The organism is Rhodohalobacter sp. (assembly GCF_041686455.1).
Taxonomy (GTDB): domain Bacteria; phylum Bacteroidota; class Rhodothermia; order Balneolales; family Balneolaceae; genus Rhodohalobacter.
On the sequence record NZ_JAWLDW010000091.1, the window covers coordinates 1 to 10,914 of the forward strand.

Genomic DNA, 10,914 nt, shown 5'->3' on the forward strand with positions numbered 1-10,914 from the left:
GACTCTGCCCGACGGATTAAGTACTCAAGTAGGTGAGCTTGGATTAAGGCTGAGTGGCGGTGAACGACAAAGAGTTTCCCTGGCCAGGGCACTTCTCAAAGATGCCCCCATCTGGATATTGGATGAACCTCTCTCCAGCCTGGACCGGGAGATGGCCGGTGAAATTATGCACACACTTCAAAGTTTAACAGATAGAAAAACTGTTCTCCATATTACTCACCAAAACAGCATCTACTTTTCTGCCGATAAAGTCTATCAAATGAAGGATGGTGTTGTTTATCAAGAGGCCGCTCAGCTTGTTTAAATTGATATGTGAATAAAAAAAGCAGGGATGCGATCCCTGCCCTTGTAACTTGATATACCGGATATTTAGATACGGTTAGTTGAGATCTTTTCTGCAGAAATACCAGTCAACGCATTCATATCCCTCTTCCATGCGTTTTTCTGCTTCCTCTGCAGTTGCGGGTGGAGGTACAATTACCTTATCACCGGGCTCCCATCCTTCAGGGGTGGCAATATTGTGTTCATCAGAAGTTTGTAAAGACTTGACGAGCCGCAGTACTTCTTTAACGGAGCGGCCGTTGGTCATTGGGTAGTAGAGCATTGCCCTGAGAATACCTTTATCGTCGATAATAAAGGTTGTGCGAACGGTTGATGTGTCACTGGCGCCGGGCTGAATCATTCCATATGCATTGGCAACCTTCATTGATAGATCTTCGATAATTGGGAATGGGATTTCTACCCCAAATTTTTCTTTGATATTACGTACCCATGCGAGATGGGAGTGGGTGCTGTCAACTGAAAGTCCAAGCAGTTCGGTATTCAGCTCTTTGAATTTATCCGCATTTTTGGCAAAACCGATAAACTCTGTTGTGCAAACAGGAGTGAAATCTGCCGGATGTGAGAAAAGTACAAGCCAATTTCCCTCATAGTCTTTCAATGATTTAACGCCTTGAGTGGTCTTCGCTTTAAAGTCAGGTGCCTTTTCGTTAAGTCTGGGCATTACTACAGGTTTTTGGTCTTCCATGGTCTATATTTAATTTGTTTCAAACTATTACTACATGTTAATACAAGTAATGTATTTTAATTATTTTCCCTGTTCAAATAGACCTTTACTATGAATTACATTTGCATGTACGATGCAGTATTTCTTTTGTGAGCTCTACGGTTGGGATGATTTGAAAGTCAAAAGAAATTTATGAAATCTTTCGATCCAGATCTGCGTAGCGAAAAAGCGACGCTGCCACAATAAAGAGGGTGATAAAGAATCCGTTAACGGCAATAATTTCATATACAGAGCTTCCCGGTGTATTTCCCATACCGGTGAGCAGTGCGGTAACTGCAATCAATGCTTGTACAATGGCCATTGCAAACAATGTGATCATCAAGCCTTTGGGCTGAAATTGCGAAATAAACCCTCCGACAATTCCGGTAAAAATCACCAGGAAGTAGAGCAGGTTGATGTCGTTGTTTTCGGACCCAATAATTCCTACTGCCATATTGACCCATATGAGAAGTAGTCCCGTAAAAAGCGCAAAGCCGACCGCAAGCCGGTATGCAATTTTACCTGACTTTCTTGTGACAAGAGTGTAGGTCAGCCCGGTTCCGAAGAGAAGGGTTCCGGCTATGGCAAAATCTGAGAGTGTCCAAACCACTTCATTTGAAAACTGCATGGCAATGAACGGAATCAATAAGATGAGGCCGGTTGCAACTGCCGGATAAACTATAGAGTGGATTAAGTTTCGTTCTTTGTTCATTAGTATTACCTGTGTAGCGATTTTATTCTGGATCTTGTTATAAAATACCATCCGGTTCCCATTACGACCATCAATAGTGGAATGGCTCCCGGTTCATCCTCCACAACGACCATGTATGAGAGCAGTGAAATACCCATGATGATGATTGCTATCGAGAAGATTTTTTGCAGTTTTAGTTTTTGGGTTAGTTCTGATGTCATGACTCTTTCTGTGATTTTATGATGGCTTCCAAAGCCTGCAGGTGGTTATCAAATGCCTCTTTTCCTTTGGAAGTCATGGAATACTTGGTGTTCGGTTTGTTATCGATAAAGGATTTTTCCACACTGATAAACTCCTCCTTTTCCAGTTTTTTGAGATGTGTGGCTAAATTGCCATCCGTCACTTCCAGAAACTCCTTCAGTGCAGTGAAATCGAGCGACTCGTTCACTGCAAGTACAGACATGATTCCCAGCCTGATCCTGCTCTCAAACGCTTTATGTAAATCATCGAAGGATATATTCACGCTGAATCACCGCTCGTATCTGAAGTGCATATAAATTCCGTAGATAATATGAACGGCCCCGAAGCCTATCGCCCACAAGATCAGACCATATTCAATGAACCAAGTACTTAAAAGTCCAAGAGTGATCTGTACGATGCCCATTATTTTTACTTCGGGGATTGTAAAGTGACCGGCATTAACCAAGGCGAGTCCGTAAAATATTAAACTGAGAGGTGCAGCCAGTCCGGTGAGTCCGTGAGAAAGCAGGATCATAATCAAAACTCCACCGGACAAAAGCGGAATTGCCATACTGCTTAAAAGATGTTTTGAAGTAGTATTCCAATTATTTTCGTTCTTGCTGCGGGCTTTTCGTTGGGAGAGGTAAATCGCCATAATCAAGGCTAAAAACAATACTCCAATGGCTAAAAGAATAACGTCAGAAAGATTGCGCGATGTATAACTGAGTTCATCGGGGTTAAAGCCAAATAGAGAATAGGCGGCTAAGGAACCGCTCAATGCATAGATGCCGGCTAAAATTCCGGCCCACCCTGATAAAGAAACAAATTTAGAAGATCGCTCCATCATAGATCGGATCTCGGCGATGTCTTGAATGTAGTCCCGCTGTTCTTTCATAAAAAGTACTTTTTATATCAAAGTATATGAAAATTGATCAATCTGCAATAGTGGTGTAAATAAATTATCCAATTTAATGCGATTCAGATGATGAAATGTATATGTTTTGAAGCGATACACTTAGACAGGAGGTGAGAGTCATATTCAAGATTCTTATGTCGAACTCACGTTAATTACCTAGCTCAGTGTTTACTTGGGTTATTCTCACGAAAATACATTGCAACATTTTTGCTTGAAAATCGGCTTTCAGCCACAATAAGTGTATCAATATCCAATTCGGAATATCCCATCAAATTTACAGTTTTCGGTACATTCAGACTGTAGGATATCATGCTCGCTGAAACTACGTTGTTACAAATCTAAGCATTACCAAATCGATTTAAATCTGTATTAACTGCAACTATTAAACTCCTAATCATTTTAAATGAGAGAACAAATTATTTTCAGTTTATACCGTGTAAAATCTAAGTATTAAAAACGCTCTTCATTACTTCAGAATACGTATCAAAAAATTTTATCTTTTGTATTAAATAAGCTGCGGTAACTTATTTATTCAATATTGTATGAAAACGAGCTTATTATTTTTTATAGGATTATGTCCTATTTCTCTTTTTGCCCAAATCAATGAAAGTGATACACTTAAGACAAAAGCAAGTCTTTCTATGACGGGCTTTTATCAACAGGGAAATGTTGAGACCGTTATTTTCAGGGCACAGTCGGAGCTGAGTTTTCACCTATGGAAAAGATCAATTTTCAAAACCAATAACTCCTATGTTTATCAGGAGTTTGGGAATCAAAAGGCCGATGAGGATATACTGAGTCGTAATTTTTTGTATTTGTATCCGGATAAGAAAGTGCATTTGCTGGTGCTGGGTTTCTTAAGCACTAATTTTCGAAGAAAAATTGATTTACGCTATTTAGTGGGGGCAGGAGTTATGTTTCAGATTTTAAGCAACAAGCATCACTGGCTAAAACTTTAGGTTACCAGTGAAGTTGAACAGACGGATTTTGCAACGGCAGTCTTTTATCGATCACAATATGACGGGACAAAGTCCATCAATACTATTCGGGGGACTCTTTGGGTTAGTGGAAAGTAACACCTGGTTACAGACAGGGTGATCATTAGTCATGAAAGCTATATTCAGCCTTCTTTTCAAGAAAGAAACAATTTTCGCTGGCGTGCAGATATTGGATTGGAAATGCCTGTCTGGAAGTTTTTGAATTTTAGAATAAACTATCTTCAATCTTACGAAAGTATTGTTATCGAAAACGACCAACAGCAGGACAAAATTTTGACATTTGGTTTTACACTGAAAAGTTTTTGATAGGATACGATCTATTCTAAAGCAGATGGCTGGTGGGTCTCTTCAGGAATCTCACCCGTTTTTTTGAATCTCGGCTTTTTCGGATATACCAGGTTTCTCCCCGACGCCCGAAACACAGCTGCTGAATATTCGTGAAACAGCGCATGGAAAAGTTTTCGGAACGGGATATCGAATGGCTGCTGAATCTGCATAAGAACGGTGATAAATCCTACCCCGTCAGATCAAAGCAGAAGAAAAAAAACAGGAGCTGGAAGCGCTGGGCGTTGCTTATTTCTCTTGGGTTTAGTGCGCTTCTTTTCCTGGTTATTTTTCCATTTTTTCTGCTGATTCGATTCTCGGTCTACCTGAACCTGACGCAAGGTCTGGGAGCATGGAGCTCACTCACCGGCGGTATCCTAGCAACAATTATTCTACTCTGTTTCTACTTGTTGCTACTCTCTTTCAAGGTATCCAACATAAAATTAATGCTTAAACTTGGTGGAATTGGCGTTAGCACTATGGTGCTTGGGTTCTCACTTTTCTCTCTCTTCTACATTTCGAGTATGAATGCCAAAAGCGCTGATGTTCAAAGCGTCTACCGCTCAATGCATCCAATCTTACGGGTTGCAGTCTCTACAGTAACACTCGCCGAAAGCGACCTTGTTATTACAGATATCGAGCGATTTGAAGAGGATTACGCCGGAATGGGTCTGCCTGTCAACCGGAGGTCACTCCACTACCGGCAGGATAGTGGGTACGTTCATGCCGTTGATATCCGAACCATTGGTCATGGTATACTGCGAAATGCATTACTTCGCGGCTCACTTGAACTGATGGGGTTTCGCACCATCAGGCACGTCGGTACGGCCGATCATCTGCATGTGGAGTTGAGGAATTAATCGGTGTAGGAGTAGAAAGTTATCGGATGATTTTAGAGCAAAATATCGACTTTAAAATCGAATCTTTCCTCAATAAGTAAATCCTCCGATGGCTCTTTTCCACTTTGTAGTTTAAATCAAGAAAGCGTGATCAAAAATACACCCGCAACCATAATAATGACGCCCACCAGTCGCTCGCGCAGGCCTTTTTCGTTGAAAAAAAGGTGGCCCCAGAATACGCTGAGAATGGCACTTCCCCGCTTGATGGAAATCACGTAGGCTACAAATACAAAATTGATGGCGATCATTTGGGTAACAAACGTCAGGGCGTTGAATATGCCAACTGCAATCAGAGGTTTGGCCTGACTGAAGATCTTCTCCCTGGAGTGATCAGAGAATTTCAACATGATTGGGAAGAGGGAAACAGCCAGGAAGCTTGTCATGGCCACAGACCAGAAAATCGGTGACGAATTCTGAACGCCAATTTTGTCAATGTTTGAGGTAAAGCTCCAGATAAATGCAACCAGAAGCATGAGACGTGGACCGGGATCAACCAAGAGTCTTTTGAATGGCTCAAGGATTCCTTTCCCTCGCGTTTGAATGTTGAGCATATATGATCCGCCCACGATCAGTAAAACTCCAAAAACACCGATTGTTGACGGGTACTCTCCAACCATAAACGGCGAGGTAATCAGCAAAAACATGGGGGTGAACGTGATCATCGGGATAGTGACCGACAGATCCGACAACCGGATTGCCCGCATGTAAAGTACCAGGCTCACCGCATTAAGCACCCCACCAACCAGTATCGCTTTCCAGAATGTGCCGTTCAGCTCAGGAATACCTACATAAAAAAGAATCGGCAAAAGAATAGGGAGTGCCAAAGCCGACATCGCCCATGAGATAAAATACTCGTTGAGCTGACCGAGCCCAAACTTACCAGACAAGTCCTTGAGGGATTCAAACAGAGCCGTTAAAAATGCAAAACCGAGATAGATCATTTCGACTGCCTGCGTTGAATCAAATTAATGGCAAGCACCCCTATTCCCCGGTTTCTGTTCATCTATAGTCCCAACTAATTTTTTTATTTTTTAGCCTGCGAAAAGATACATGAACCAGGTCAACAAATCAGATATGATGTTTCTACTGCTAAAATATATACTAGCCTTCAGCTTTGTCGTGTTGCTCTTTGTGCTTGCACTTTGCCATCCGATGATAGACCAAGGATATAACGTTTTGGCGGTTGTGCGGTGAGGCTAGAAATTTCCCAAAACCCTGAACTGAAAACTCGTCCGCACGAACCGCTGGTTAATGGCCGATTCGATTATTGGTTAGATTTGATGATCTCTTCAACTTTTGTTTTGAGATCCAAAATATCATCAGTTGCTACAATCCAAACCATATTAAGAGTGACACCAAAGTATTCATGAATAATGATATCCCTCATTCCGGCAATTTGGCGCCAGGGGATATCAGGATGATCTTCTCGAACTTCTTCAGGCAGATGCTTAACGGCTTCTCCGATAATTTCCAATCTTCGGAGTACAGCATCCTGTTTCTCTACATTTTCATAAAATTCATCTTCGGAAACACCACCAAGAAATTTCTGGATATGTTCAATGCTCTCTAAAATATCCTGAAGATAGACATCTGGCTTTCTTTTGCTCATAGCACAGGTTCTTCACCCCTGAGGATTTCCTCCTTCAAGGCTGGCTTAATGGCTTCATATTCCACAAGATCAACTTTCATCCCCAATTCGTCTTCCAATTCCTGCTGAATCCCGATAAATTCAAGCAGGCTCATCTTTTTATCAATTTTGACAAGCAGGTCCAGATCGTTAACCACAGATTCACCTCGTGCAAATGACCCAAAGATTCCGGCTTTTTTGATGCCGTATTTTTTTAGAATCGGTTTGATCTGCGATTTGATATGTTCGAGGTTATTCATAATGATGGCTTTTGAGTCTTTTCCTAATATAACAAAAGAAAAAAGAATTTAGGTTTCAGAATAATTTTGAGGTACAGTGCCATTAACGACCCAGCGCATAACGGGCGCGGAGATTATGAGTTAATAAACGACTAAAAAGTTAAAATAAGCAACTCTGGCTTGCCCTCCGTAGCCTTTGGCGGAGGAGGGAAACCAACGGCACGTCCGCGTCCCCAGTTAAAGCGCTTGATCTTTACAAAAAGGACGTCCCCACCTAGATTGTAGTTACCACACTAACCAAACTAAGGAGGATGTCATGATTCACGTAGGAATCGATTTACATAGCCGTAATATGACTCTTGTAGCAATAAATGACAACGGAAAGTTGCTGGCGAAAGAAAAGGTGAACAATACGCCCGCAAATCTAAGCCAGTTTTTTCGGCAATTTAACGAGCCGGTACAGTCTGTGGTGGAATGTACCAGCTACTGGTACTGGGTGGCCGATTGGTGTAGGGAAAAGAATGTTCCTCTGCAATTGGCCCACGCCAAGATGCTTAAAGCCATTAGCTAGGCCAAGGTGAAAACCGACTCCGTGGACGCACGGACGCTGGCAGATCTACTTCGGGTTGGCTTGATTCCCGAAGCTCATCAGTGTCGGAAAGAACAGCGTGACCTGTGCGAACTCACCCGTGGTCGGCTTCGCATGATCGAGCGCCGCTCAAGTTTGCAGTCCAGCCTTTGGCATGTTGCCGCCAAGTAAAATGTGATCGTTCAGGATGTTGGCTGGCGGTATCTGGACCGGCTGGGTGAATTTCTACAGCAACAACTCCCGGAGGTAGCATGGATGGAGGCACAGCTGCTATTGGATCAGATTCGTTTGACACAGAATCATATTATTGCCCTGGAGAAGGCCATTGAGCAACAAACCGGGTTTCACGAGAATGTAGAACGACTTAAGGTCCTTCCCGGGTTCGGGCTGGTCTGCGCCTGGACGGTGGTGGCTGAGATTGGCGACATTGCCCGGTTTCCATCGGATAAACAATTCGTCAGTTATTGCAGGCTGGTACCGGGGAGTAAGGATTCGGGCGGTAAACATCGCCATCGCAGCAAAAACAAAGATGGCAACCGGTATCTGCGCATCGCCTTCAACCAGGCGGCCATAGTCGCATATCGGGATTATCCGGTGGTAAAGGAACACTTCAAGAAAGTGAAGCGGCGCAGCGGCAAACATGTCGCCCGAACGGTGGTGGGTAAAGAGCTGGTCCCGAGTACTCGGGATCTGGCAGATGCTGAGTAAGGGCGAAGAGTATAAAGGATATAAAGGCAGAATGACAAGAATTACCACTCAAAACTACTGGCCACAACCCATAAGCCCGGGCGCATAACAGAGACACTGCTTTTACAAAGCAGCCAAGCTCGCACCGCTTGATTGGGACATGGGTTGTTGGTTTGGTTTTAGATCTGGGATCGTTCAGGTTCATCCAGAACAGATTCGGCCGTAGTGCCGGAAGTAAGCCCGTAAAGATGTTTGGACGCCAGTAGCGTCAGCTAAGATCACATGACCGGCCTTGCCATTAGTATGCAATTAATGTCAGAATGCTGAAGAGAATGAATGAGAACGTTAATTGACGGTGGAGAAACTATATGCCCTTGACAAAGTCCTTTTTAAAGATGTTAGCATACCATCAGAAATGCTCCAAGATTTTTTTTGTTTCTTCCTCATTTTGAAGGTTAATCTTTTCAAGCATTACTTTGTAATTTTTCAAACCTAATTCTCCATATTTATGCTTTTTCATTCCCGATATTACTTGTTTAATCTGAGAGCTATTGGTCTTTTGGAAATCATAACCATAGATATTTAAAAAACTGATAATTGCAAGATGTAAAGCGTATAGTCTAATCCACCTTAAATTGTCAGTGTCGGGTCTGATATTATCAATAAATCTACAAATCTTTTTAAGGTCAGCATGAGTTCATTGTAGGTTTGTTAAATAGTATGAGTAGCTAATTGAATTATTGTTACCTGTAAAGCTTGCTATCTCATCTTCTAAGATATGCTTGAAAAAATGATCCTCTGCATACTCAGTATCATAATCCATTTCATCAAATAGAGTTGTTTGACACATAGTTAATGTGAAAAAACGAACATACTTCACATAGTATAAATCAGAGTCTTCAGCTATAGTTGTATCAAAATACTCCAAGTCTAAATCAGCTTTTCTAGACCACCATAAAAAGTTTGTTAGCCTAAATACAAATGAATTGAAATAATATTTCTCGTCTTGACCATAGTTACCATTAACTTTATGCCATCCCTTATCATAATTTGAAATTAGATTCCATAACCTGTGATTTAACTCTTCCGCAGCATTTATTAATTGGATCTTATTTTTAGCTATAGAGTCCTTGATTTTAATTTGTTGGTCATGCTTATGCTGAGCATTTATTTTAAAATTATAAAGCCATTTTTCTCCTCTCTTCTGTAACCAAACTGTAATTAGTGAGGTTACAGCAGCTATTATGGCTGCAATTACTGCTGCTTCTAAAGTAAAATTCATTGATGTTGAATTAAATGGTATGCTAACATCTAATTACAAGACAGAACTCAAACCGTCCCGCCTGTCGCAGAATATCTGATTTTACTGTTAGTTGCAATTAGAGGCTGTTATTAAGGAGCTTATGCGACACTGATTGGGTGGCCAATGTCTGATAACAGTGGGAAAACGTCATGTTTTCTGTAAGGAGTTAAAGGTTTTGACTCTTAATTTTTAATGAGAATCACATCTCCAAACTCCTGTTTAAAATTCTACTCTGAATAAACTGCTTTCACCCTTTCCCGTAAATTATACGTACTGCTCATCACTTCGCCATAGGCCCCGGCGCTACGAATGGCAATCAGGTCGCCCCGCTCAATTTCGGGCAGCTGAATACCTTTTTGAAAGGTGTCGGATGTTTCGCAGATGGGTCCCACCACATCATAGGTTTTGTGTGATTTGTTAGACGTGAGCACTTCCACCCGGTGGTTTGCCTGATAAAGGGCGGGGCGGATCAGCTCGGTCATCCCTGCATCGATCACGGCAAAGTTAGTGGTTACACCCTCTTTAATGAAAAGCACTTTGGAAATCAGATTTCCGCACTGTCCAATGATGCTCCGGCCCAGCTCAAAGTGCACCTGCTGATCTTCGCGCAACTCCAGGTTTTGGTCAAAAACCTCAAAAAAGGATTTGAAATCAGGGATGGGATTTTCGTCAGGGTTTTCGTAATCAATGCCATAACCGCCGCCCACATTAATATGGTCAAGACGGACTCCATTCTTCTCAAAAAGATTCTGCATTTCATTTACGCGGTAACAGAGATCCCTGAAGGGTTGCAGGTCGGTGATCTGTGAACCAATATGGAAGTGGATTCCGGTCAGGCTGATATTTTCGAGATCCGGTAACATTTCAAACAAACGGGGCAGTTTGTCAGCTGTAATGCCAAATTTATTCTCATTCAGCCCGGTTGTGATATACCTGTGGGTTTTGGCCTCTACATTTGGGTTCAGCCGGATGGAGACGTTGGCCGATTTCCCGCTCTTTTTCGCCAGATGATTCAAGACTTCCAGCTCCTGAAGTGATTCGCAGTTAAAAGAGAAGATATTGTGATCGAGACCGGTCTGAATCTCCTCATCGGTTTTCCCTACACCGGCAAAAGCAAGCTGATCTCCGGTAAATCCGGCTTCAACGGCTCGCTTGATCTCATTCCCGCTCACACAGTCGATGCCCAAACCGGCTTCACGGATGGCTTCAAGAATGGGAATATTGAAATTTGCTTTAACAGCAAAATGTACGTGATACCCTTTTGAGAGGCCGTGGGTTTTGATCTCTTCAAGCGTACGGCGAAGCAGCCCGAGATCGTAGTAGTAAAAGGGTGTCTTATGGGATTTGAAAGACTCT

The 10,914-nt window shown here is 42.3% G+C and carries 16 protein-coding genes; 6 read left to right on the forward strand and 10 right to left on the reverse strand.

From position 1 onward, the window contains the following. The coding region (locus tag ACESM0_RS10195) for an ATP-binding cassette domain-containing protein (protein ID WP_372906112.1) at window positions 1–304 on the forward strand (304 nt) is incomplete at its 5' end. A gap of 75 nt (window positions 305–379) precedes the next feature. On the opposite strand, the gene ACESM0_RS10200 is transcribed toward ACESM0_RS10195, so the two are convergent. The 5 genes from ACESM0_RS10200 to ACESM0_RS10220 form a co-directional block, all read right to left on the reverse strand. Continuing rightward, window positions 380–1,027, reverse strand: a complete 648-nt coding sequence (locus ACESM0_RS10200; RefSeq protein WP_372906113.1) for a peroxiredoxin — start codon at window positions 1,025–1,027, stop codon at window positions 380–382. 169 nt (window positions 1,028–1,196) lie between these two features. Continuing rightward, the gene (locus ACESM0_RS10205) at window positions 1,197–1,757 is read right to left on the reverse strand and encodes a hypothetical protein (protein WP_372906114.1); all 561 of its coding nucleotides are present in this window, start codon (window positions 1,755–1,757) and stop codon (window positions 1,197–1,199) included. A gap of 5 nt (window positions 1,758–1,762) precedes the next feature. Beyond that, complete coding sequence (locus ACESM0_RS10210; RefSeq protein ID WP_372906115.1) at window positions 1,763–1,957, reverse strand: hypothetical protein; 195 nt, start codon at window positions 1,955–1,957, stop codon at window positions 1,763–1,765. Further along, window positions 1,954–2,259 carry a winged helix-turn-helix domain-containing protein gene (locus tag ACESM0_RS10215; protein WP_372906116.1) on the reverse strand — a complete coding sequence of 102 codons (306 nt, stop codon included), beginning with the start codon at window positions 2,257–2,259 and terminating at the stop codon, window positions 1,954–1,956. Before ACESM0_RS10215 ends, ACESM0_RS10210 begins: the two co-directional genes overlap by 4 nt. Before the next feature lie 6 nt (window positions 2,260–2,265). Next, window positions 2,266–2,871 (reverse strand): hypothetical protein, encoded by a 606-nt coding sequence (locus ACESM0_RS10220; RefSeq protein WP_372906117.1) that lies wholly within the window; start codon window positions 2,869–2,871, stop codon window positions 2,266–2,268. A gap of 563 nt (window positions 2,872–3,434) precedes the next feature. On the opposite strand from ACESM0_RS10220, the gene ACESM0_RS10225 reads away from it, so the two are divergent. The 3 genes from ACESM0_RS10225 to ACESM0_RS10235 all read left to right on the forward strand — a co-directional run bounded on the left by ACESM0_RS10225 (window position 3,435) and on the right by ACESM0_RS10235 (window position 5,074). Next, complete coding sequence (locus ACESM0_RS10225; RefSeq protein WP_372906118.1) at window positions 3,435–3,851, forward strand: hypothetical protein; 417 nt, start codon at window positions 3,435–3,437, stop codon at window positions 3,849–3,851. 120 nt (window positions 3,852–3,971) lie between these two features. Then, window positions 3,972–4,196, forward strand: coding sequence for a DUF481 domain-containing protein (locus tag ACESM0_RS10230; protein ID WP_372906127.1), 225 nt, complete (start codon window positions 3,972–3,974; stop codon window positions 4,194–4,196). Window positions 4,197–4,339: 143 nt separating this feature from the next. After that, on the forward strand, window positions 4,340–5,074 hold the full coding sequence (locus ACESM0_RS10235; protein WP_372906119.1) for a hypothetical protein: 735 nt from the start codon (window positions 4,340–4,342) through the stop codon (window positions 5,072–5,074). Between the two features lie 116 nt (window positions 5,075–5,190). Here the strand turns inward: ACESM0_RS10235 and ACESM0_RS10240 are convergent, their stop codons facing one another. The 3 genes from ACESM0_RS10240 to ACESM0_RS10250 form a co-directional block, all read right to left on the reverse strand. Further along, window positions 5,191–6,054, reverse strand: a complete 864-nt coding sequence (locus ACESM0_RS10240; RefSeq protein ID WP_372906120.1) for an EamA family transporter — start codon at window positions 6,052–6,054, stop codon at window positions 5,191–5,193. Between the two features lie 323 nt (window positions 6,055–6,377). Continuing rightward, window positions 6,378–6,722, reverse strand: a complete 345-nt coding sequence (locus ACESM0_RS10245; protein ID WP_372906121.1) for a DUF86 domain-containing protein — start codon at window positions 6,720–6,722, stop codon at window positions 6,378–6,380. After that, on the reverse strand, window positions 6,719–7,000 hold the full coding sequence (locus tag ACESM0_RS10250) for a nucleotidyltransferase family protein (protein ID WP_372906122.1): 282 nt from the start codon (window positions 6,998–7,000) through the stop codon (window positions 6,719–6,721). The genes ACESM0_RS10245 and ACESM0_RS10250 overlap by 4 nt, the downstream gene beginning before the upstream one ends. 295 nt (window positions 7,001–7,295) lie before the next feature. Between ACESM0_RS10250 and ACESM0_RS10255 the strand changes: the two genes are divergently transcribed. Both ACESM0_RS10255 and ACESM0_RS10260 read left to right on the forward strand, forming a co-directional pair. Beyond that, entirely contained in the window at window positions 7,296–7,550 is a 255-nt protein-coding gene (locus ACESM0_RS10255; protein ID WP_372906123.1) for an IS110 family transposase, read from the forward strand. 192 nt (window positions 7,551–7,742) lie between these two features. Beyond that, a complete protein-coding gene (locus tag ACESM0_RS10260; RefSeq protein ID WP_372906124.1) occupies window positions 7,743–8,276 on the forward strand; it encodes a transposase in 534 nt (177 codons plus the stop codon). Between the two features lie 676 nt (window positions 8,277–8,952). On the opposite strand, the gene ACESM0_RS10265 is transcribed toward ACESM0_RS10260, so the two are convergent. Both ACESM0_RS10265 and lysA read right to left on the reverse strand, forming a co-directional pair. After that, the gene (locus tag ACESM0_RS10265; protein WP_372906125.1) at window positions 8,953–9,537 is read right to left on the reverse strand and encodes a hypothetical protein; all 585 of its coding nucleotides are present in this window, start codon (window positions 9,535–9,537) and stop codon (window positions 8,953–8,955) included. Window positions 9,538–9,785: 248 nt separating this feature from the next. After that, window positions 9,786–10,914, reverse strand: a 1,129-nt coding sequence (gene lysA, locus ACESM0_RS10270; RefSeq protein WP_372906126.1) for a diaminopimelate decarboxylase, incomplete at its 5' end; no start/stop codon positions are given.